Raw genomic sequence first — 21,965 nt, 5'->3', positions numbered from 1 at the left:
GAACGTGCTCACTTCCTCGTCCGTTTCGGCAACGTTTATGCAGTGTTCTCCACAACCGAGCGACTGTGACCGTCACCGTACCCGGCCCGACCCTCGGCGTCGTGGGCGGCGGCCAACTCGGGCGCATGCTCGCTGAGGCCGCGGCCCCCGTCGGCGTCGACGTGGTCGTCCTCGACCCCACGCCCGACTGTCCCGCCGCGCCCGTGGCGCGAGACCAAGTCGTCGGCGGTTTCGACGACCCGGAGGCGTTCCGCGAACTCGCCTCCCGGGTGGACGCGCTGACGTTCGAGATAGAACTCGCCGACTCGGACCTCCTCGAAGAGGTGTCCGAGGAGTTCGGCCTCGCCGTCCACCCCTCGCCCGACACGCTCCGAACCATCGAGGACAAACTCGTCCAGAAGCGGGCCCTCGAAGACGCCGGCGTCCCCGTCCCGCCGTTCCGTCAGGTGGACGACGCGGACGACCTGCGCGAGGCCCTCTCGGAGTTCGGCAGCGTCATGCTGAAAGCCCGGACCGGCGGCTACGACGGCCGCGGGAACGTCCCCGTCCGCGACGAGTCCGAGGCCGAGGCGGCCCTCGACGAACTCGGCGGCCCGGCGATGGCCGAGGCGTTCGTGGACTTCGAGCGGGAACTGTCCGTCATCGCGGTGCAGGGCGACGGCGAGGTGCGGACGTTCCCCGCCGGCGAGAACGTCCACGAGGAGGAGATCCTCCGCGAGACTGTCGTCCCCGCGCGGACGACCGACGAGGTGCGCGAACGCGCGGACGAGGTGGCGCGCGACGTTCTCTCGATGCTCGACGGCCGCGGCGTCTTCGGAATCGAACTGTTCGAGACGCGCGAGGGCGAGATTCTGGTCAACGAGATAGCCCCGCGCCCGCACAACTCCGGCCACTGGTCCATCGAGGGCGCGCGCACCTCCCAGTTCGAACAGCACGCCCGCGCGGTCCTCGGGTGGCCCCTCGGCTCTACTGTCCGGCGGTCGCCCACCGTCTCGGCGAACGTCCTCGGCACCGTCGAGGAGACGCGGGAGGCCCGCCTCGGCAACGTCGAGTCCGTCCTCTCGGCCGAGGAGGCGTCGCTCCACTGGTACGGGAAAGACGACGTGCGCCCCCTCCGGAAGATGGGCCACCTCACCCTCACCGGAGATGCGGACGCCGACGTGACCGACCTACTCGCGCGCGCCCGCGACCTGCGGGACGGACTGACCTTCGAGTGAACCCATGATCGAAGACACAGACTCCGACAGCGTGGACGTACAGGACCTCATCGACCGGCTTCGCGCGGAGGCCGACGCGGACGCGGACCCCGAGACGACGCCCGAGATGGGCATCATCATGGGGTCCGACTCGGACCTCGACGTGATGTCCGGCGCGCACGACGCCCTCGACGAACTCGGCTTCGCGGAGCAGACGGACTTCCGCGACGCGCCCGACGCGCGCTTCACCTACGAGACGTACGTCGTCTCCGCGCACCGGACGCCCGAACTCATGTACGCGTACGGCGAGACGGCGGCCGAGAGGGGTCTCGACGTGATAATCGCCGGCGCGGGCGGGAAGTCCGCCGACCTGCCGAACATGACCGCCTCCATCGCGTACCCGCTTCCGGTCGTCGGCGTGCCGGTCCAAGAGAAGTCCGTCGATTCGGTCATCGGGATGCCGACGGGCGCGCCCATCGTCGCCGTGGACGCGGGCAAGTCGTTCAACGCGGCGCTCTCGGCGACGCAGATACTCGCGCGGCGGCACGAGGAACTCGAAGAACGCCTCGTCGAATACCACGAGAAGCTGGTATCGGGCGTCGCTGAGGTGTCTCGGGACATCCACGACATGGGCGTCGAGTCGTTCCGCGATTCGAGATAGTATCAGAAGAGAGACTGTTCGAGAAGTAACCCCTTCGTCTTTAGGGCCTCGGCCATATGAGCCCCCCGAAACCGCGAGAGGCGCCAAAATCAACGCTTATAGGGGGAGCCTTCTAACCCACGAACGTCAGGAGACTACGGTATGAGTGATTGGATCGCAATCGGTGCGTTGGGCCTCGTCGGCGTCGGCATCCCGCTGGGGATGATGGCGGTGTCGGCGCTTCTGCGTCCAACCGTGCCGGAACAAGGGAAGAGCGCCACCTACGAGAGCGGTGAGGTACCCACGGGTACGGCGCGCGTCCAGTTCAACATCCAGTACTACATGGTCGCGCTGCTGTTCCTCGTGTTCGACATCGAAACCGTTCTCCTATTTCCGTGGACGGTCATCTACCGCTCCGCGTTGGCCCAAGGTGCCAGTTTGACGCAGGTGTTGCTGCCGATGCTGGTATTCGTCGGCATCCTCGTCGTCGGCTTGGTTTGGGCGTGGCGCAACGGCGCTATCAGGTGGGTCAAAAGCCCGCTTGCGAACCGTCGTAAGACAGAGAGACAAACATGAGTAGCGAACACAACCGACCTTTCGTCACGGACAACAGTAGGGTACAGACCGAGACTCAGGACGCCCGCATCACGGGTGCGGACGACCGGTTCAACTCGAAGCTTCGCGAGGCGTTCGGCTCCTCGCCGTTCATCCTCACGAAGTTCGACCAGTTCATGAACTGGGTCCGCGGGTCCTCGATGTTCATGCTGCAGTTCGGTATCGCCTGCTGCAGCATCGAGATGATGCACACGTACGCGGTGAAACACGACCTCGACCGCTTCGGGTCGGGCGTCCCGCGCGCGTCCCCGCGACAGGCGGACGTCATCATCGTCCCGGGGACCATCGTCTCGAAGTTCGCCCCCCGGATGAAGCGCGTGTACGACCAGATGCCCGAACCGAAGTTCGTCGTCGGCATGGGGTCGTGCACCATCTCGGGCGGTCCGTTCCAAGAGGGCTACAACGTCATCAAGGGGGCTGAGGAGGTCATCCCGGTGGACATCCACGTTCCCGGATGCCCGCCGCGTCCCGAGGCGCTCGTCTACGGCGTCGCCAAGCTGCAAGAGCGCGTCGCCAACGGCGAGTCCGCGCCGGTGACGGTGAAGCCGTACGAACTCGAAGAGTTCGGCGACCTCTCGCGCGACGAGATCGTCGACAAACTCGCCGAACAGATCGACGAGGACGAACTCATAATGAGATACAACTGGGCTGATTCGCCATGAGTCTGGAACGACAGCGGACTCCCGAGAGCGTCTCGGCCGTTCCGACGACCGGGGACGAGCTCGCCGACCTTCTCGGCGACCTCGTCGTCGGCCGCGAGGAACACCTGAACGCGCCCGGACTCGTCGTCCGCCCGGACGACGTACAGGAGGCGCTGTTCACGCTCCGCGACGAGGCGGACTTCGACCACCTCTCCTGCGTCACCGCCGAGGAGTACGAGGACCGCTACGAGTCTATCTACCACCTCACGAGCTACGACGACCGGACCCGAGAGGTCAGCGTCGTCGTGCCCACCTCGAAGGACGACCCGCGGAGTCAGTCCGCCGCACCCGTCTTCCGGACGGCGAACTGGCACGAACGTGAGGCGTACGACCTCGTCGGCATCGAGTACGACGAGCACCCGGACCTGCGCCGCATCCTCCTCCCCGAGACGTGGCAGGGCCACCCCCTGTCGATGGACTACGACCAGGACCGGCCGCAGATCGTCACGCTCACGGAGCACGCGAACCCGCTGCAGGAGGACCACCGCAGCGAGGACGGCAACACGATGTACATCAACATCGGGCCGCACCACCCGGCGACGCACGGCGTCCTCCACGTCAAGACGACCCTCGACGGCGAGCAGATCGCCGACGTCGAACCCGACATCGGCTACCTCCACCGCTGCGAGGAGCAGCTCTGTCAGAACGGGACCTACCGGCACCAGATCATGCCGTACCCCGATCGGTGGGACTACGCCTCGGCCGGCCTGCTCAACGAGTGGGCGTACGCGCGCGTCGCGGAGGACCTCGCGGACATCGACGTGCCGGAGTACGCGCAGATCATCCGGACGATGAGCGCGGAACTGTGCCGCATCGCCTCCCACTTCCTCGCGGTGGGGACGTTCGCGCTGGACATCTACGGCGACTTCACCGCCATCTTCATGTACGCCATGCGCGACCGCGAGAAGGTCCAGAACATCTTGGAGGACCTCACCGGTCAGCGCATGATGTTCAACTACTTCCGCCTCGGCGGCGTCGTCTGGGACCTCCCCGAACCCCGCGAGGAGTTCTTCGGGAAGATTCGGGACTTCCTCGACGATCTGCCGCCGGCGCTGGAGGAGTACCACGACCTCATCACCTCCAACGAGATTCTGCAGACCCGGACCATCGGGACGGGCGTGCTGCCGCCGGACGTCGCGAAGTCCTACGGCGCGACCGGCCCCGTCGCCCGCGGGTCGGGCGTCGATTACGACCTGCGCCGCGACGACCCCTACGGCTACTACGAGGAGCTCGAGTGGGACGTCGTCACGGAGGACGGGTGCGACAACTACTCGCGCCTCCTCGTGCGCATGCGCGAAGTCGAGGAGTCCGCGAAGATAATCGAGCAGTGCGTCGACCTGCTCGAAGACTGGCCCGAAGACGAGCGCGACATCCAGTCGAACGTCCCACGGACGCTCCGCCCGGACGACGACACGGAGATATACCGCGCCGTCGAGGGCGCGAAGGGCGAACTCGGCATCTACATCCGCGCGGACGGCACCGAGAAGCCGGCGCGGTTCAAGATTCGCAGCCCGTGCTTCTCGAACCTCCAGACGCTGCCGGAGATGTCCAACGGCGAGTACATCCCGGACATGATCGCCAGCCTCGGTAGCCTCGACATCATCCTCGGCGAGGTGGACCGCTGATGTCGGCGACGGTCCTCCTCCAGAGCGGTGGGGGCGGGGGCGGGGGGAACGACCCCGTTCTCCTGCCGGAGACGATAGCGAACCTGCTCGGACTCTCCGGCATCGTCGGCGACATCGTCGGCGGACTCCTCGGGGCGTTCCTCATCGCCAACATCATGCTGGCGATGACGGCCGTGGCCGGCCCGTGGGCGAAGCGGAAGATCACCGCCGCGTTCACGGACCGCATCGCGGTCAACCGCATCGGGCCGTTCGGCCTGCTCATCATCGTCGCGGACGCCGTCCGTCTGCTGTCGAAGGAGCTCATCGTCCCCGAGGGAGTCGACCGTCCGGCGTGGGACCTCGGACCGATCATCGTCCCGTTCTCCGCGCTCTTGGGCTTCGCGGTCATCCCGATGGGGAGCGGCATCCAACTGGCCGACCCGGAGACGGGCGTCGTGTTCGCGTTCGCCGCATCCTCCATCGCGTCGCTCGGCCTCGTGATGTGCGGATACGCCTCGAACAACAAGTACTCGCTTCTCGGCGGCCTCCGCGCCGTCGCGCAGAACATCGCGTACGAGATTCCGCTCATCGTCACGGCGGCGTCGGTGATCATCTTCACCGGCACGCTCCGACCGAGCGAAGTCGTCGCGGTGCAGGCCGAACCGCTTCTCACCGTCGCCGGCGTGACGATTCCGCAGTGGTTCGCGTTCGTCAATCCGTTCGCGTTCGCGCTGTTCATGCTGGCGAACCTCGCCGAAATCGGACGGAACCCGTTCGACATCCCGGAGGCGCCGACCGAAATCGTCGCCGGGTACCAGACGGAGTACTCCTCGGTTTACTTCGTCCTCATCTACCTCGGGGAGTTCATCCACATCTTCCTCGGCGGCGCGCTCGTCGCGCTGCTGTTCCTCGGCGGTCCCGCGGGACCGGTCCTGCCGGGCATCGTCTGGTTCATCATCAAGATATGGGCGTTCTTCCTGTTCACGCAGTGGGCGCGGTCGGCGATTCCGCGCCTCCGCATCGACCAACTCATCGAAGTCGGTTGGAAGGGGATGCTCGTGCTCTCCTTCGCCAACCTGGTTCTCACGGCCATAATCGTGGGGGTGATCGCATGATTGGAATCCTGAAAGGAATGGCGACGACGATGAAGCACGCATTGGACGGGAAGACGTTCACGGTCGAGTACCCGGACGTCGCTCCCGAAGTGAGCCCGCGGTTCCGCGGCGTGCACAAGTTCAGCCAAGAGCGCTGTATCTGGTGCCGCCAGTGCGAGAACGTCTGTCCGAACGACACGATTCAGATCATTCAGGACGAACAGCGCAACGGGGAGCAGTACAACCTCCACATCGGGCAGTGCATCTACTGCCGACTGTGCGAGGAGGTCTGCCCCGTGGACGCCATCCTGCTCACGCAGAACTTCGAGTTCACCGCCGACACGAAGGACGACTTCGTGTACAACAAAGAGCAGCTGAAGAACGTACCGTGGTACAAGGACATCGACCCACTCAACTCCCGAAACCCCGACCGCGACGCGTGGATCGGCGAGGGAGAGGGCGAAGTCGACTACCAGTGAGGTGACCGTGGGGTCGCTTCACCGAACGTAAACGTCCGCGGACGAACCGGTTCGGTTCCCCGTTCGGACGTTCTCGAAATCTACAAAAGGATTCCTCAAGGAGACACAAACAATGGTTTATGAAACCATCGCGTTCGCGCTGTTCGCCCTCGTCACCGTGGGCTGCAGCCTGGGCGTCGTCCTCGTGCGGGACATCTGGCACTCCGCACTCTTGCTGGGGGGCGCGCTCCTGAGCGTCGCGGTGCATTACGTGATGCTGCAAGCGGAGTTCCTTGCAGCCATGCAGATTCTCGTCTACGTGGGCGGGGTCCTCATACTCATCACGTTCGCCGTGATGCTGACGCGAACAGAAGCGGAGGTGAGTAGCACATGACAACCAAACCGGAACTGAACCTCGGATCGCACCTGATACCCGGTCTGGCCGCGGTCGGACTGTTCGTCGTGATGGCCGCCGCGTTCCTCACGGCGTCGTTCCCCCAACCGCAGGGGTTCGGCGACGTGAACATCACCGCCAGCATCGGCTACGCAATGTTCAATCTCGGCTTCGGACAGGTGCCGGGCGAGAGCTTCCTCGTCGCGTTCCTCGTCATGGCGATAACGCTCGACGTGGCTCTCGACGGCGCACTCCACCTCGCGAAGCACGAGGGCGACGAAGGGCAGGCCGAGACGGTGCTTCTGGCGGACGGCGGTCGAAAGATAAAACGAGCGCTCTTCGACGACGGGGAGGGGGACGACTGATGGTTCCGCCGCAGTACTACCTCCTCCTGTCGGCCGCGATGTTCTGTATCGGCCTGTTCGGCATCCTCACGCGGCGCAACGCGCTGCTGCTGTTGATGTCGGTCGAACTGATGCTGAACGCCGCGAACATCAACCTCGTCGCGTTCTCCTTCGTCTGGGGGAACGTCACGGGGCAGACGTTCGCGCTGTTCACGATGGCGCTCGCCGCCGCCGAAGTCGCGATCGGGCTGGGCATCGTCCTCGTCCTCTACCGCAACTTCGACGGCGTCGACGTGACCGAAGCCACGACGATGAGGTGGTAACATGGCAGGAATACTCGACTTCACTCCGGCGATCGTCTTGTTGCCGTTCGTCTCGTTCCTCGTCGCCCTCTTCTTGGGCGGGCGTCTGCCCAAGGGCGGCGCGCTGGCGGGCATCGCCGCGACTGCGGGTTCGCTCGTACTGTCGCTGGCGACGTTCTTCGCCGTCAGTCAGGGACGGACGATCGACACGACCATCTACACGTGGGCCACCGGCGCGCAGGACGCGCTGACGCTCACGTTCGGCATCCTCATCGACCCGCTGTCGGCGATGATGCTCGTCATCGTGACGCTCATCGCCTTCCTGGTCCACATCTTCAGCCTCGGGTACATGAACGACGAGGGCGAGGTCGGCCTCCCGCGCTACTACGCCGGGCTCGGCCTGTTCACCGCCTCCATGCTCGGGTTCGTCGTCGCCGACAACCTGCTCATGGCGTTCATGTTCTTCGAGCTTGTGGGCCTCTGTTCGTTCCTCCTCATCGGCTTCTGGTTCCGCGAGCAGGGACCGCCGAGCGCAGCGAAGAAGGCGTTCCTGGTCACCCGCTTCGGTGACTACTTCTTCCTCGTCGGCGTCGTCGCGGTGTTCGCCACGTTCGGCACCGCGCAGTTCGCAGGCGAACACGCGTTCCCCGTCCTCGCGGAGGAAGCGCTGGCGTCCGGCGCCACGGGCGAGATAAACACGTTCGGCTTCGCGCCGCAGACGTGGTTCACCATCGTGGGACTGCTGGTTCTCGGCGGCGTCGTCGGGAAGTCCGCGCAGTTCCCCCTCCACACGTGGCTCCCGGACGCCATGGAGGGTCCGACGCCCGTCTCGGCGCTCATCCACGCCGCGACGATGGTCGCCGCCGGGGTGTACCTCGTCGCGCGGATGTACGGCTTCTACGCGCTGTCGCCGACGGCGCTCGCCATCATCGCGCTGATCGGGGGCTTCACCGCCCTCTTCGCCGCGACGATGGGCGTCGTCAAGCAGGAGATAAAGCAGGTGCTGGCATACTCGACCATCTCGCAGTACGGGTACATGATGCTCGCACTCGGCGCGGGCGGGTACGTCGCGGCGACGTTCCACCTGCTCACCCACGCCTTCTTCAAGGCGCTCCTGTTCCTCGGCGCGGGGTCGGTCATCATCGCGATGCACCACAACGAGAATATGTGGGACATGGGCGGTCTCAAAGACAAGATGCCCGTGACCTACTGGACGTTCCTCTCGGGGTCGCTCGCGCTCGCCGGCATCTTCCCGTTCTCGGGCTTCTGGTCGAAAGACGAGGTGCTGTTCGAGGCGCTCAACCACGGACTCGGCACCGAGGGCGGCCTCGGGACGGTGTTGCTCGTCGCGTACGCCTTCGGCCTGCTCGCGGTGTTCTTCACCGGGTTCTACACGTTCCGGATGGTGATGCTCACCTTCCACGGTGAGCCCCGGTCCGAGACGGCGCGGAACCCCCACGGCGTCCGCTGGAACGTCAAGCTCCCGCTGGCGGTGCTGGGAATCCTCGCCGCGGTCATCGGCTTCGTGAACATGGTGCCGGTCGAGGAACTGACGGGCATGCACCTCACGTTCCTCCACGACTGGCTCGACCACGGAATCAGCGGGCTGACGGCCCACCACTACCTCGAAGTCCTCGAATCGGACTTCGGCGCCGGCATCCACGCGGCGGGCTTCGACGCCCTCGTCTCGGGTGCCGTCTCGCTGGCTCTCGCCCTCGCGGGTGCGGGACTGGCGTTCCTGCTGTACAACGACCCCGAGCCGACGGAGCACACCGACAAGCTCGGCGGCATCAAGACGGTGCTGTACAACAACTACTACCAGGACGAGTACCAGGTCTGGCTGGCCACCGGCGTCGTGCAACCGCTGTCGCGCGCCGCGGACAAGTTCGACAACGGCGTCGTCGACGGCGTCGTCAACGGCGTCTCCAGCGTCAGCCTGCTGTCGGGTAGTCGCGTCCGTCGGATTCAGACGGGGGTCGTGAGCAACTACGCTGCGCTCCTCACCCTGGGTCTGACGGCGTTACTTCTCGGATTCGGTATCCTCGGAGGGTGGTTCGTATGATAATCGAAGCGCTCATCGCAGTCACGTTCGTCTCCGCGCTGGTCGTGTTCGTCGCGCCGCGGCAACACGCCGGCGAGTTGGCGGCCGTGCTCAGTCTGCTCCCCGTCGTCGGGAGTCTCTACATGTGGTCACAGTTCGACGCGACCGGAAACGCCCTGCTCGGCGGCTCCATCGCGTTCGAGACGCAGTTCACCTGGCTCACGCTGGGCGGACTCGACCTGAACTGGTACGTCGGCGTCGACGGCATCAGCCTGCCGCTCGTCGTCCTCACGACGGTGCTCACGACGCTGGCGATAATCAGCGCGTGGACGCCCATCACGTCCCGGCAGTCCCAGTTCTACGGCCTCATGCTGTTCATGGAGGCGAACCTGCTCGGCGTGTTCACCGCGCTCGACTTCTTCGTCTGGTTCATCTTCTGGGAGGCCGTCCTCGTGCCGATGTACTTCCTCATCGGCGTCTGGGGCGGCCCGCGCCGGAAGTACGCGGCTATCAAGTTCTTCGTGTACACGAACATCGCGTCGCTCGTGATGTTCATCGGCTTCATCGCCCTCGTGTTCGGGCTGGGCGACTCCGTCAGTTCGCTCGGCTTGCCCGAGATATCGCAGGCGTTGCGGGCCGGCGAACTCGGCGGCTACGGCGCGCTCGACGCCGCGACGCTGAAGCTCGTCGCCTTCGTGGCGATGTTCCTCGGCTTCGCGGTGAAGGTGCCCGTCGCCCCGCTTCACACGTGGCTCCCGGACGCTCACGTCGAAGCGCCGACGCCGGTGTCGGTGATGCTGGCGGGCGTCCTCCTGAAGATGGGGACGTACGCCCTGCTCCGGTTCAACTTCACGATGATGCCCGACGTGGCACAGGCGCTCGTCGTGCCCATCGCGGTCATCGCCGTCGTCAGCGTCATCTACGGCGCGATACTGGCGCTGGCCCAGCAGGACCTCAAGCGCATCGTCGCCTACTCGTCGGTGTCGTCGATGGGGTACGTCATCCTCGGACTCATCGCGTACACGACGTACGGCGTCGGCGGCGCGACGTTCCAGATGGTCGCTCACGGCCTCATCTCCGGTCTGATGTTCATGGCCGTCGGCGTCATCTACAACACCACGCACACGCGCATGGTGGGCGACATGTCCGGCATGGCCGACCGGATGCCCGTCACCTCGGGCATCTTCGTGGCCGGCGCGTTCGGCTACATGGGCCTGCCGCTGATGGCCGGCTTCGCCGCGGAGTTCTTCATCTTCATGGGCGCGTTCGAGTCAACGGTTCACTCCGCGATGCCGCTGTTCACGGCGGCGGCGATGTTCGGCATCGTCATCGTGGCGGGCTACCTGCTGTTCGCCATGCAGCGGACGCTGTTCGGACCGTTCCGGTTCGACGGCGACTACGAGGTGACCGAGGCGGCGTTCCACGACGTCGCGCCGCTGGCGGTGCTTCTCGTCCTCGTCATCGCGCTCGGCGTGGCGCCGGACATCTTCTTCGAGATGATTCAACAAGCGGTTAATCCGATCCTCGAGACGGGAGGTGGTGCCTGATGTCCGCGAGCGCACTCGCGCTTCAGAGCACGCTCCCGGACTGGGCGGCGACGGCTCCGGCGCTCATCTTGGCGCTGACGGGGCTCGTCCTGCTCCTCATCGACAGTATCCACACCGCCCGCGAGGGCGTGAGCAACGCCGTGCTGGCCGGCGTCTCGGCCGCGGGGTCGCTGCTCGCGTTCGCCGTCGCCGGCTGGTTCCTCGTCGCCGGGACGGGACAGCCCGACACGGGCGGCGCGATATCGCTGTACGGCGACGTGATAGTCGTCGACGGGATGAGCCTGTTCTTCACGCTCATCTTCACCATCGTCGCCGCGATGGTCTCCATCGCGAGCTACGACTACCTCGAGGCGCAGACGACCCGCGGCGAGTACTACTCGCTCGTGATGTTCGCCGCCACCGGCATGACGCTCATGTCGATGGCGAACTCGCTGGCGACGGTGTTCGTCAGCCTCGAACTCGCCTCGCTCCCTTCCTTCGCCCTCGTGGCGTTCCTGAAGACGGACCGCGGGAGCATCGAGGCGGGTCTGAAGTACTTCCTCATCGGCGCGCTCTCCTCTGCGGTGTTCGTCTTCGGCATCAGCCTCGTCTACGCGGCGACGGGGTCGCTGCTGCTCGTCGAAATCGCCTCGGCCGTCGGCCAGACGCAGATGGTCGGCGTCCTCGGCATCGGCGTGATGATGCTCATCGGCGGGTTCGCGTACAAGACGGCCTCCGTGCCCTTCCACTTCTGGGCGCCCGAGGCGTACGAGGGAGCGCCCGCGCCCATCTCGGCGTTCCTCTCGTCGGCGTCGAAGGCGGCCGGTTTCGCCGTCGCCTTCCGCGTCCTCCTGGTCGCGTTCCCCCTCGGGCAACTGCCCGCGGGCCTCGATTGGGTGCTCGTCTTCCAGATCCTCGCCGTCGTCACGATGACGCTCGGTAACTTCGCCGCGGCGACTCAGGAGAACGTAAAGCGGATGCTCGCGTACTCCTCCATCGGGCACGCGGGCTACGCGCTCATCGGTCTCGCGGCGCTCTCCGTCGGCGGGCCGAACGCGGACGTCCTCGGCGCGTCGATGGCGCACCTGATGGTCTACGGCTTCATGAACACCGGCGCGTTCCTGTTCATCGCGATGGTGGAACGCTGGGGCGTCGGCCGCACGTTCGAGGACTACAACGGCCTCGCGACGCGCGCGCCGATGGCCTGCGTCGCCATGACCGTGTTCATGTTCAGCCTCGCGGGCCTCCCGCCGTTCGGCGGCTTCCTCTCGAAGTACTTCCTCTTTTACTCGGCCATCGAGGCCGGGTTCTGGTGGCTCGCCGCCTTCGGCGCGGTGAACAGCGCGCTGTCGCTGTTCTACTACAGTCGCGTCGTCAAGGCGATGTGGATAGAGGACCCAAAGGAGGGGCTCGAACTGGACACGAGTCCGGTCGGCCTCTACACGGCCGTCATCTTCGCGGCCGTCGGCACGATCCTGTTGCTGCCGGCGTTCGCGCCCGTCATCGAGACGGCGCAGACGGTCGCCGCGGCCCTCTTCTGAGGGGGCCGGGTTCGGCGACTCCGGCGACTTACCTCCGTCTTCTTCCTCTCCGGACGCGAAAACGCCGGAGAGCCGTCGCTGTCGTTCGAGTTCGCGTCGAGTCGGAGGGCCGTTACGCGGTAGACGCTACCTCTCGCTCATCGAGAACCTCCTGTAGCGCCGTCGCCACCTCTTCGGACCGACGCATCGTCAGTCCGTCCGTCGTGACGAACACGCCGTGTCCGCCGGCGGTGACGCGGGTGAGGTAGCCGTTCTCGAACGCCCGGATGGTGAACTCGTAGTCGCCGAGTTCGGAGCCTCTGTACGCTCGCTTCGCTCGAAAGCCGTCGGTTTCGTGCTCGACGAAGCCGGCCAAGTCGGCGTCCGAGTCGAGGTCGGACCGGAGGTACACCTGCGCGAACGACTCGGAGGCGAAGTACGTGATGCTGCGGAGACTGTCGCCGACTGCCGTCCGACAGGCTGCTTCGAGCGACTCTTCGAACTCCGTCCCGACGAGGTCAGGGTCGGCGTCCATGGCACCTCCTACCACAGGTGGGCGAGACATAACTCCATCGCCCGGTCGGAGGCGCCGCCGTCCGGTCGAAATCGGGGTCGGCCGCCGCCGTGACGGTAGGGTTTTCCCGCCGGGGACCGACGTTTCGGCCATGACACGGCGGTTGGTCCTCGGGTGCGGGACGGCCGCGCGCCGGTCCATAGAGCGGATGGCCGAGTGGCCGGGAGAACTCACCGTCCTCTCGCGGCGCGGGGGAGTGGTGGACTCCTTCCGCGAGGAGGGCGTCGACGCCGACAGGCGCGCGCCCGACGACGCGGAGGCGTACCCCGACCACGCCGACGTGGTGTTCGTCGCCAGCGACGACGCCGCGACGAACGTGGACGCCGTGCGCCTCGTCCGCGAGAAGTTCCCCGACGCCTACGTCGTCGGCTACCTCGGACAGGACGCCGACCACGACGACCGAGAGACGCTCACGTCGCTCGCGGACCGCACGATAGACGGACGGGCGGTGCTGTACAACCGAATTATCGACCTCGCCGGCGGGCAGTCCGCCGACCGACTTCACCGACTGTACCGCGTCCTCCGGAGCATCGACGGTCGCCTCGCGGTCGTGATGCACGACAACCCCGACCCGGACGCGATAGCGAGCGCGCTCGCGCTCTGCCGCATCGCGGACTCGGTGGGCGTGTCCGCCGACCCCTGCTACTTCGGGGAGATATCCCACCAGCAGAACCGGGCGTTCGTCAACCTGCTCGACCTCGACCTGTTGGAGCTCGACCCCGAGACGACCGTCGCGGCCTACGACGGCGTCGCCCTCGTGGACCACTCCCGGCCGGGGGTCAACGACGGCCTCTCGCCGGACGTGAACGTCGATATCGTCATCGACCACCACCCGCCGCGCGCCCCGGTCGAGGGGCGGTTCCTCGACCTGCGCCGCGACATGGGTTCGACGAGCACGCTCTTGGTGGACTACCTCCGGCGGTTGAACATCGACCCCGGCGAGACGGTGGCGACGGCGCTTCTCTTCGGCATCCGCGTGGACACGAGGGACTTCACGCGGGAGGTGTCGCCCGCGGACTTCGAGGCGGCGGCGTTCTGCCTCCCCGCCGCGGACCTCTCGTTGCTCCAACGCGTCGAGTCGCCGAGCATGAGTTCGGAGGTGTTAGAGACCATCGCCCGCGCCGTCCGCAACCGCGACGTGCGCGGGGAGGCGTTGGCGACGAACGTCGGCGAGATACGCGACCGAGACGCCCTCGCGCAGGCGGCCGACCGCCTGCTCGGCATGGACGGCGTGAGGATAGCCATCGTGTACGGCTTCGTGGACGACACGGTGCACGTCTCGGGGCGCGCCCGGGGCACGGAGGTCGACCTCGGGGAAACGCTCAGAGACGCGCTCAGCCCCATCGGGAGCGCCGGCGGGCACGCCGACATGGCGGGCGCGCAGATTCCGCTGGGCATCCTCGCGGACGTGGGCGAGGACTCCCGCGAGTCGCTCGAACGCGTCGTCGCGGAGGTCATCGCCGGGCGGTTCTTCGAGACGTTGAAGGACGCGACGATGATGCTCACGTCCGACGACGACGGCACGGACCTCACCTTCGAGTTCCCGATGGACGAGTGGTGAGGCCGGACCGACGGCGACGCGGGACGCCCCGGAGACACCCTTTTGGTTCGCACCCCCGTACCTCCGACGATGATTGGTAAGGCGACCGTCGAGGAGTACATGACGCGCGAGGTACAGACCGTGTCACCGACGGATTCGGTCGCCGACGTCGCCCGTCGCATCGTCGAGAGCGACGGCCACAACGGCTTCCCGGTCTGCGAGGGGCGGCGCGTCGAGGGGTTCGTCACCGCCCGCGACCTCCTCTTGGAGGACGACGACGCGCCCATCTTCACCGTCATGACGGAGAACATCATCGTCGCGCACCCGGAGATGAAAGTGACCGACGCCGCGCGCGTCATCCTCCGGTCGGGCATCCAGAAACTCCCCGTCGTGGACGACGCGAGCAACCTCGTCGGCATCATCTCGAACACGGACGTCATCCGCTCGCAGATAGAGCGCGCGACGCCCGAGAAGGTCGGGAAACTGATGCGGACGCTCGAACAGATACACGAGATACACGTCCACGAGGAACGGCAGACGGTCGGGCTGTCGAACCTCATCCCGACGCAGGGGCGGGTGTACGCCGACGAACTGGAGGGGCGGAAGTATGAACTCGAACGCGGACTGGCCGAACCCCTCGTCGTCATCGACAATCAGGGGACGATACTGCTCGCGGACGGCCACCACCGCGTGATGGCCGCGGACAGGGTGGGCGTCGAGGAGATGGACGCCTACGTCATCGTCCTCGACGACCCCGTCGAACTCGGCATGCAGCGAACCGCCGAGAAGGAGGGGTTAGAGTCCATCACCGACATCGAGGTGGTGGACTACGCGCGCCACCCGTTGGTGGAGACGACCCACCGCCTCCAGCAGTCCTGACTACTCCTCACCGCCGAACTCCGCCATCCACTCCTCGGCGAGTTCCCGCGCCGCCGCCTCGGAGTCGGTCCGTTCCCGTCGGTACCGTCGCTCCTCGGAGTCCTGATACAACTGGTCGAGGCGGACGGCCCACGTCTCGTCGGGTCGCCTGCGGACCCGTACCGTCACGTACCCGTCGTCGCGTTCCCACTCTCTGATTCGCCCGTCCGCTCTGACCTCACGCCAGCCCATACGCCTCCGTGGGCGCGCCCGGTACAAGTCTCCTCCTCTCGACTCCGGTCCGCCGTCACTCGGCGGCTTCGACCGACCGAGCGTCGGCCTCGACGGACGCCAGCGGCCCCCCGCGCTCCCCGCAGAGGGGGCACACGGAGTAGCCGAGCGAGTCGTATTCGACCGCGTCGGCTCTGGCGAGTTCGCCGCACGTCGCACACTCGAAGTACGAGACCCATTCGAACGACATACATTCACAATTCGGTGTATATAACATAGTTAATCGGCGCTTACCGGCGATTTCGGCCGTCTCGGCGAGTCGAGGTCGAAGCGGAGAACGGAGTAAGCCCGGCTTACTCAGACCCCGGCGGCGTCCGAATCGGCGTCGGCGGCCCCCGATTCCGGCCCCCTCTCCGCCGGTCGCTCCGGCGCGTCGGGTCGCGCCACGAGTGCGAGGTCGGAATCGACGCGCGCGAGGAAGTAAAGCGAGTAGTACCGGAAGTACGCGGCGACCGGAACGGTGACGAACAGGCCCGCCGCCGCGAGGCAGACGACGTACAGGGCGACGAGAGCGCCGACGAGGACCGTCCCCGTCGTCAGAGCGGCGGCGAACGGGGAGAACGCCGCCCAGACGACGGCGCCGAGGAGGACGAACGGTACGGCGACGACGAGGCCGACGAGGGCGAGTGCGACGGCGAGAAGCGCGCCCGAGAGGACGTTGAGCGCGATACGGATGACGACGTACAGCGCGAACTCCTTCCACTCGGCGCGCATCGACGGGAGGACGCGCCGCCACCCCGCGAGGACGCCGCAGTCCTCGACGAGCATCGCCGGAACGACGAAGTCGCGGGTCAACCCGAGGACGAGGGCGACGACGAAGGCGGCGAGGACGCCGACGAGGAGGACCGGGACGACGGCGAGTAACGCCCCCGGACCGAGGGCGATGCCGCCGAAGACGATCGCCGCGACGGGGACCGCGAAGAGTGAGAGGACGGCGGCGCCGAGAATCAGTTTGAACGCGAACAGTCGCGTCCCGTCGCCGAGGTGGGTTCGGAACGGGGTGCGGAGGCGCACGCGGGGGGACGTCACGTTGTCCACGAAGACGAACTCGAAGACCGAGGCGAGAAACGAGTGGAGGAGGAACAGGGCGAGGAGGACGGCGAGGAGACCGACGACGAGCGTGAACAGCGAGGCGGTGTCGAACGTCGGAACCGCCCCGCCGGGCGAGAACGTTCCGGGGTCGAAGTCGAGCGTCGGGCCGACGTTCGCCCCGGAGGTTCCGGACCCGTTCGTCGTCAGGGAGGCGTTCGTTCCGGTTCCGACGAAGAAGACGACGAGCGCCAACTTCGCCCACGTCCGGGGGTCGAACGGGAGGAGGAGGGACTGGGTCGCCGCGCGGGCGTCCGAGAGGGCGTCGACTGCGTTCCACGACATGCGGGTGAGTTGAACGTCCGACCCGGATAAAATCTCCTGTCGGGGCGGCGTCGCTCCGACGCACCCCGTCCCCCGCAGGTATTTGTCCCGCGGCGCGGAAGCGGTGCTATGCCAACCGCCTTCGAACGACGGACGCGCGACGCGCAGGCGGCCCTGTCGGACGCTGACGGTGCCGAAGGAGCGTCGGCAGGCGGTCAGACCACGTCTGACTACGCCGATGCGGACGCGCTCGTCTGCTTCCCCAGTCGGAACCTGTTTTACCTCTCGGGGTTCGCGGAGGACCCCGGCGAGCGACACCTCCTCTTTTTCCTGCCCGCGGAGGGCGACCCGACGTTCCTCGTGCCCGAACTGTACGGCGAACAGGTCCGCGCGGCGTCGTGGGTCGAGGACGTGCGAACGTGGGCGGACGACGACGACCCACTCGCCGCCGTCGAGTCAGTCGTTTCGGACCTCGATCTGCCCCCCGAACCGCGCGTCCTCCTCAACGACACGATGTGGGCGCGCTTCACCCACGACCTGCGGGCGGTGCTGTCGGATGCGACGTTCGGACTGGCGAGCGAAGTGCTGTCGGACCTCCGGATGCGGAAGGACGAGGCGGAACTCGACGCGATGCGGAGGGCCGCCGCGGCGGCGGACGAGGCGATGGAGTCGGTCCGCGCGATGGGGTCCGACGCCGTCGGACTGACCGAGAGCGAACTCGCCCGCGAGATAGAGCGACTGCTGGCCGAGGCGGGCGGGGAGGGCGTCTCCTTCGAGACCATCGTCGGGTCGGGGCCGAACGGCGCGATGCCGCACCACCACCACGGCGACAGGGAGATACGCGCGGGCGACCCGGTGGTCCTCGACTTCGGGACGCGCGTGGACGGCTATCCCAGCGACCAGACGCGCACCGTCGTCTTCGACGGCGACCCTTCGGAGACGTTCGCGGAGGCTCACGCCGTCGTCGAAGCGGCGTTGGCGGCGGGAGTCGAAGCGGTCGAACCGGGCGTGGCCGCCGAGTCGGTGGACCGCGCCGCCCGCGAGGTCATAGAGGAGGCGGGGTATGGCGACCGGTTCGTCCACCGAACCGGCCACGGCGTCGGACTCGACGTCCACGAGGAACCGTACATCGTCGAAGGGAACGACCGCAAACTCGAACCCGGGATGGTGTTCAGCGTCGAACCCGGAATCTATCTGCCCGAGGAGTTCGGCGTCAGGATAGAGGACCTCGTGGTCGTCACCGACGAGGGGTGCGAGCGGTTGAACCGCACCGACCGCGGGTGGGAGTGCTGAGGCGAGGGGGCGTCGCTCGACGGGGTTACTCGACCGGTTCGACGGCCGCGTCGCCGCAGTGGGGGCAGTGGTCGTAGTCCTCGCTCACCGGCTTCTCGCAGGAGCGACAGACGTACTCGGGGTCGCCCTCGGCGTCGTCTCCGCCGGTGAACGACCGCTTCGTCTCCTCGAACTTCCGCCCGGCTTTCTCGAACAGGCTCATCTGTGAACGGACGGGAGGAGCCCGAATAAGCGTTGGGTCGGCGTCTCCCGGGAGCGAACGGCCGTGCGGCGGTTCTCGAACGTCTCGCTACGGGACGTGCCGGACGGGGGACGGGGGCTTACGAGTCTCCGTCCCCGTCCTCGTCCTCGCCGGGCGCGACTTTGCCGACGAGTGCGTCCACGTCGGTGTGTTCGAAGAGGAGGTCGCGCATCAGGTCGACCGTCCGTTCGTCGCGGGTGCGACCCGACCGGATGACGTCCTCCGCGCGGTCGACGACGGTGAGGGTGTCGCCGTTGACGGTCATGACGGGCACGCCCTTCGATTCGGCCTTGCCGAGGACGGCCCCCGAGGGCCGGTGGCCGCCGGTGAGGATGATGGTCTTCACGCCGGGCGCTTCGAGGGCGGCGGTGATTATCTCGGAGCGGTCGCCGCCGGTGATGACCGCGGCGTCCTTCGTGCGCCGGAAGTACCGCAGGGCGGCGTCGCCGCCCATCGCGCCGACGAGGAAGCGTTCGACGTAGGCGTCCGTCTCGCCGCCGGTGACGAGGTTCGCGCCGAGTTCGTCGGCGAGTCCCTCGACGGTGACGCCCGCCAGTTCCTTCTCGCGCGGGACGACGCCGAGGACGGGGATGTCGCGGCCTTCGAGGAAGGGAACGACCTCCTGTTCGAGTTCGTCGAAGGCGCTGTCGGTGACGCCGTTGAAGAGGACGCCCGTCAGTCGGTCGCCGAACTGTTCGGCGGCGGCGACGACGTCGTCCAAGTCGGCCGTCTTCCGGTAGTCCGCGACGAGGAGGACGCCCGCGTCGAGGCGGTCCGCCACGTCCACGTCCGTCAGGTCCACGATGCCGCCGGTGGACCAGACGCCGCCGCCCTCGACGAGCATGAGGTCCTTCCCCTCCGAGAGTTGACCGAAGTACTCCTCGATTATCTCGGCGAGTTCCTCGCCGTCCTCCTGCCCGCGAATCGCGCCGTCGATGAACGTCGGCGAGTAGACGACGGGTTCCATCTGGTGCATCTCGGCGTCGAGTTCGAGCACTTCGCGCGCCAGCATCGGGTCCTGATCGAGCGTCTTGCCGACGTTCGACTGCAGGCGCGTGCCCTTGGGCTTCATGTAGCCCACGTCGAGGCCGCGTTCTTTCGCGAGTTGGCCGAGGGCGAGGGTGACGGCCGTCTTGCCGGTACTTTCGTGGGTCGAGGTGACGAGTAGCGTGTTCATGGGTCTACAGTTGGTCGGGGTCCACGGTGAGTCGCACGTCCACGGCTTTCACGCCGTCGGGCGCGGCGACGAGGGGGTTGATGTCCAGTTCGAGGATGGCCGGGAAGTCCGTGACGAGCTGCGAGAGGCGCTGGATGGTCTCGGAGACGCCCTCCACGTCCACGGGGTCGCGGCCGCGCGCGCCGCGCAGAAGCGGCGCGGAGTCTATCTCCTCGGTCATCTCTGCGGCTTCGGACTCGGAGACGGGCGCGACGCGGAACGTCGTGTCCTCCAGCACTTCGACGAAGATGCCGCCGAGACCGAACATGAGTAACGGTCCGAACTGCGGGTCCTTGTTCATGCCGACGATGGTCTCGACGCCCGCGTCTAAGTCCACCATCTCTTGGACCTGCACGCCGATGATGTTGGCGTCGGGCTGGTAGTTCCGCGCCCGCGTGACGAGGTCCTCGTAGGCGTCGTACACCTCCTCGTTCGGGACGCCGACTTTGACGCCGCCGATGTCGGACTTGTGCAGGATGTCCGGGCTGACGATCTTCATCACTACGTCGCTCTCTATCCCCTCTGCGACTTCGAGGGCGTCAGCGGGCGCGTCCACGATGTCGCCCTGCGGCGTCTCGATGCCGTAGGCGTCCAGCAGGTCCATCGCCTCGACGCCGAGGCGGGTGTCGTCGCGGCCCTTCACGCTCGACAGGATCTCGCGGGCGCGCTCTCGGTCCACGTCGAACTCGACGGGGTCGTCGTACTCGCGTCGGCTGATGTCGCGGAAGCGCGCGAGGGCGTCGAGTCCGCCGACGGCGCGGGCCGGGTCGAAGTAGTTGGGGATGCCCGCGTCGGTGAGGACCTCCTCGGCGGACGTGACGCGTTCGCCGCCCATGAAGCAGGCCGCGACGGGCTTGTCGTGTTTCTCCTGTAGTTCGACGGTGTCCTCGGCGAGTTCGCCGTAGTCGAGGACGGCCGTCGGACAACTGAGGACGAGGGCCGCCCCGACGTTCTCGTCGGCGAGGGCCGCGTCGAGCGCCTCGCGGAACCGCTCGTTGTCGGCGTCGCCGACGATGTCCACGGGGTTGAAGATGTTCCCCTCCTCAGGGAGCGTCTCCGAGAACGTATCGAGCGTCTCATCGGTGAACTCCGCCATCGAGAGGCGGGAGTCGCCGACGGCGTCGGTGGTCATCACGCCGGGGCCGCCCGCGTTCGTGATAACGGCGATGTCGTCGTTCTCGGGGAGCGGTTGGTTCTCGAGGACGCGCGCGGCGTCGAACAGTTCCTGGACGGACTCCGCGCGGATGACGCCCGCCTGTTCGAGGCCCGCCTCGTACGCTTCGTCGGACCCCGCGATAGTGCCCGTGTGGCTGGAGGCGGCCTGCGCGCCGGCGTCCGTCCGGCCGGACTTCACGAGGACGATCGGCGTGTCGCTCGTGACTTCGCGCGCGGTGTCGATGAACTCGCGCCCGGCGTCGATGCCTTCGAGGTAGCCGATGATGACGTCGGTGTCCTCGTCGTCGCCCCACGTATCGACGAAGTCCGCCTCGTCCAAGACTGCCTTGTTACCCAAGGAGACGACGTCTTTGAAGCCGATGCCCTGGTCGTTCGCCCAGTCGAGCACCGCGGTGATGAACGCGCCCGATTGGCTCATGAACGACATCGACCCCTCCGTCGCGTTCTCGGGGCCGAACGTGGCGTTCATCCCGTTCGGCGTGGACATGATGCCGAGGCTGTTGGGGCCGACGAGGTTCATGTCGTACTCCTCGGCGACGGCGGTCAGTTCCTGCTCCCGCGTCGCACCCTCGGTTCCGGTCTCGCCGAATCCGGCGGTGATGACGACGACGTTCGAGACGCCCGCCTCGCCGGCGTTCTCGACGACGTCCACCGCGACGTGCGGCGGGACGACGACGACGGCGAGGTCGGCGTCGGCGTCGCCGACGCTCCCGACCGCCGGGAGGTCGAACACCTCGTCGTACTTCGGGTTGACGGGGACGACTTCCCCGTCGAAGTCCTCGACGAGGTTCTCCATGATGGCGCGACCGACGGAGCCTTCGCGCTCTGTCGCACCCACCACGGCGATTCGCTCGGGCACGAACAACTCAGATAACTCTCCCATCGCCCGACGGTACTCGCCCTCTCCGCATAAATCCGGGCATGTTCCCTATCACATGGACTGTGAGGGCAGTTCTCGCTCACGGTCTTTGATAATTGTCCACGGATT

23 protein-coding genes are annotated in these 21,965 nt (G+C 66.8%); 16 read left to right on the top strand and 7 right to left on the bottom strand.

The window, feature by feature from the left end; translation table 11 throughout:
* Window positions 1-65 precede the first annotated feature (65 nt).
* The 13 genes from ACFQEV_RS13715 to ACFQEV_RS13655 all read left to right on the top strand — a co-directional run bounded on the left by ACFQEV_RS13715 (window position 66) and on the right by ACFQEV_RS13655 (window position 12,456).
* Complete coding sequence (locus ACFQEV_RS13715) at window positions 66-1,217, top strand: 5-(carboxyamino)imidazole ribonucleotide synthase (protein WP_379697035.1); 1,152 nt, start codon at window positions 66-68, stop codon at window positions 1,215-1,217.
* 4 nt (window positions 1,218-1,221) lie between these two features.
* Window positions 1,222-1,857: a 5-(carboxyamino)imidazole ribonucleotide mutase gene (purE, locus tag ACFQEV_RS13710; RefSeq protein WP_379697032.1), complete on the top strand. Its 636-nt coding sequence runs from the start codon at window positions 1,222-1,224 to the stop codon at window positions 1,855-1,857.
* A 141-nt stretch (window positions 1,858-1,998) separates the two neighbouring features.
* The gene (locus ACFQEV_RS13705; protein ID WP_379697029.1) at window positions 1,999-2,412 is read left to right on the top strand and encodes an NADH-quinone oxidoreductase subunit A; all 414 of its coding nucleotides are present in this window, start codon (window positions 1,999-2,001) and stop codon (window positions 2,410-2,412) included.
* Complete coding sequence (locus ACFQEV_RS13700) at window positions 2,409-3,113, top strand: NADH-quinone oxidoreductase subunit B (RefSeq protein ID WP_379697026.1); 705 nt, start codon at window positions 2,409-2,411, stop codon at window positions 3,111-3,113. Before ACFQEV_RS13705 ends, ACFQEV_RS13700 begins: the two co-directional genes overlap by 4 nt.
* Window positions 3,110-4,777: an NADH-quinone oxidoreductase subunit D gene (locus ACFQEV_RS13695; protein ID WP_379697024.1), complete on the top strand. Its 1,668-nt coding sequence runs from the start codon at window positions 3,110-3,112 to the stop codon at window positions 4,775-4,777. The genes ACFQEV_RS13700 and ACFQEV_RS13695 overlap by 4 nt, the downstream gene beginning before the upstream one ends.
* Window positions 4,777-5,871 (top strand): complex I subunit 1/NuoH family protein, encoded by a 1,095-nt coding sequence (locus tag ACFQEV_RS13690; protein WP_379697021.1) that lies wholly within the window; start codon window positions 4,777-4,779, stop codon window positions 5,869-5,871. Before ACFQEV_RS13695 ends, ACFQEV_RS13690 begins: the two co-directional genes overlap by 1 nt.
* Window positions 5,868-6,329, top strand: coding sequence for a NuoI/complex I 23 kDa subunit family protein (locus ACFQEV_RS13685; RefSeq protein ID WP_092536370.1), 462 nt, complete (start codon window positions 5,868-5,870; stop codon window positions 6,327-6,329). The genes ACFQEV_RS13690 and ACFQEV_RS13685 overlap by 4 nt, the downstream gene beginning before the upstream one ends.
* Before the next feature lie 112 nt (window positions 6,330-6,441).
* Window positions 6,442-6,702: an NADH-quinone oxidoreductase subunit J gene (locus tag ACFQEV_RS13680; protein WP_092536367.1), complete on the top strand. Its 261-nt coding sequence runs from the start codon at window positions 6,442-6,444 to the stop codon at window positions 6,700-6,702.
* Complete coding sequence (locus ACFQEV_RS13675) at window positions 6,699-7,067, top strand: proton-conducting membrane transporter (protein ID WP_379697016.1); 369 nt, start codon at window positions 6,699-6,701, stop codon at window positions 7,065-7,067. The genes ACFQEV_RS13680 and ACFQEV_RS13675 overlap by 4 nt, the downstream gene beginning before the upstream one ends.
* Window positions 7,067-7,369 carry an NADH-quinone oxidoreductase subunit NuoK gene (nuoK, locus tag ACFQEV_RS13670; RefSeq protein WP_092536361.1) on the top strand — a complete coding sequence of 101 codons (303 nt, stop codon included), beginning with the start codon at window positions 7,067-7,069 and terminating at the stop codon, window positions 7,367-7,369. The genes ACFQEV_RS13675 and nuoK overlap by 1 nt, the downstream gene beginning before the upstream one ends.
* A gap of 1 nt (window position 7,370) precedes the next feature.
* On the top strand, window positions 7,371-9,410 hold the full coding sequence (nuoL, locus tag ACFQEV_RS13665; RefSeq protein WP_379697013.1) for an NADH-quinone oxidoreductase subunit L: 2,040 nt from the start codon (window positions 7,371-7,373) through the stop codon (window positions 9,408-9,410).
* On the top strand, window positions 9,407-10,936 hold the full coding sequence (locus ACFQEV_RS13660; protein WP_379697010.1) for a complex I subunit 4 family protein: 1,530 nt from the start codon (window positions 9,407-9,409) through the stop codon (window positions 10,934-10,936). Before nuoL ends, ACFQEV_RS13660 begins: the two co-directional genes overlap by 4 nt.
* Window positions 10,936-12,456, top strand: coding sequence for an NADH-quinone oxidoreductase subunit N (locus ACFQEV_RS13655; RefSeq protein WP_379697007.1), 1,521 nt, complete (start codon window positions 10,936-10,938; stop codon window positions 12,454-12,456). The genes ACFQEV_RS13660 and ACFQEV_RS13655 overlap by 1 nt, the downstream gene beginning before the upstream one ends.
* A gap of 112 nt (window positions 12,457-12,568) precedes the next feature.
* On the opposite strand, the gene ACFQEV_RS13650 is transcribed toward ACFQEV_RS13655, so the two are convergent.
* Window positions 12,569-12,970, bottom strand: a complete 402-nt coding sequence (locus ACFQEV_RS13650; RefSeq protein WP_379697004.1) for a DUF7522 family protein — start codon at window positions 12,968-12,970, stop codon at window positions 12,569-12,571.
* Between the two features lie 130 nt (window positions 12,971-13,100).
* On the opposite strand from ACFQEV_RS13650, the gene ACFQEV_RS13645 reads away from it, so the two are divergent.
* Window positions 13,101-14,570: a DHH family phosphoesterase gene (locus ACFQEV_RS13645; protein ID WP_379697001.1), complete on the top strand. Its 1,470-nt coding sequence runs from the start codon at window positions 13,101-13,103 to the stop codon at window positions 14,568-14,570.
* A gap of 69 nt (window positions 14,571-14,639) precedes the next feature.
* Window positions 14,640-15,428, top strand: coding sequence for a CBS pair associated ParBc domain-containing protein (locus tag ACFQEV_RS13640; RefSeq protein ID WP_379696998.1), 789 nt, complete (start codon window positions 14,640-14,642; stop codon window positions 15,426-15,428).
* On the opposite strand, the gene ACFQEV_RS13635 is transcribed toward ACFQEV_RS13640, so the two are convergent.
* From ACFQEV_RS13635 to ACFQEV_RS13625, 3 genes are all read right to left on the bottom strand, one after another.
* Window positions 15,429-15,659 carry a DUF7543 family protein gene (locus ACFQEV_RS13635; protein ID WP_379696994.1) on the bottom strand — a complete coding sequence of 77 codons (231 nt, stop codon included), beginning with the start codon at window positions 15,657-15,659 and terminating at the stop codon, window positions 15,429-15,431.
* 55 nt (window positions 15,660-15,714) lie between these two features.
* Window positions 15,715-15,888, bottom strand: a complete 174-nt coding sequence (locus ACFQEV_RS13630) for a hypothetical protein (RefSeq protein ID WP_379696991.1) — start codon at window positions 15,886-15,888, stop codon at window positions 15,715-15,717.
* A gap of 107 nt (window positions 15,889-15,995) precedes the next feature.
* Window positions 15,996-17,072: a DUF7544 domain-containing protein gene (locus ACFQEV_RS13625; RefSeq protein WP_379696989.1), complete on the bottom strand. Its 1,077-nt coding sequence runs from the start codon at window positions 17,070-17,072 to the stop codon at window positions 15,996-15,998.
* A 108-nt stretch (window positions 17,073-17,180) separates the two neighbouring features.
* Between ACFQEV_RS13625 and ACFQEV_RS13620 the strand changes: the two genes are divergently transcribed.
* The gene (locus tag ACFQEV_RS13620) at window positions 17,181-18,344 is read left to right on the top strand and encodes an aminopeptidase P family protein (RefSeq protein WP_379696986.1); all 1,164 of its coding nucleotides are present in this window, start codon (window positions 17,181-17,183) and stop codon (window positions 18,342-18,344) included.
* Between the two features lie 25 nt (window positions 18,345-18,369).
* On the opposite strand, the gene ACFQEV_RS13615 is transcribed toward ACFQEV_RS13620, so the two are convergent.
* The 3 genes from ACFQEV_RS13615 to ACFQEV_RS13605 all read right to left on the bottom strand — a co-directional run bounded on the left by ACFQEV_RS13615 (window position 18,370) and on the right by ACFQEV_RS13605 (window position 21,860).
* Window positions 18,370-18,546, bottom strand: coding sequence for a zinc ribbon domain-containing protein (locus tag ACFQEV_RS13615; RefSeq protein ID WP_379696983.1), 177 nt, complete (start codon window positions 18,544-18,546; stop codon window positions 18,370-18,372).
* A gap of 118 nt (window positions 18,547-18,664) precedes the next feature.
* Window positions 18,665-19,762 (bottom strand): phosphotransacetylase family protein, encoded by a 1,098-nt coding sequence (locus tag ACFQEV_RS13610; protein WP_379696980.1) that lies wholly within the window; start codon window positions 19,760-19,762, stop codon window positions 18,665-18,667.
* A gap of 4 nt (window positions 19,763-19,766) precedes the next feature.
* The gene (locus tag ACFQEV_RS13605) at window positions 19,767-21,860 is read right to left on the bottom strand and encodes an acetate--CoA ligase family protein (protein WP_379696978.1); all 2,094 of its coding nucleotides are present in this window, start codon (window positions 21,858-21,860) and stop codon (window positions 19,767-19,769) included.
* Window positions 21,861-21,965 lie beyond the last annotated feature (105 nt).

This window comes from Halopelagius fulvigenes, from assembly GCF_042662625.1.
GTDB classification, from domain to species: Archaea; Halobacteriota; Halobacteria; order Halobacteriales; family Haloferacaceae; genus Halopelagius; species Halopelagius fulvigenes.
This window is presented reverse-complemented; position numbering and strand designations above follow the sequence as displayed.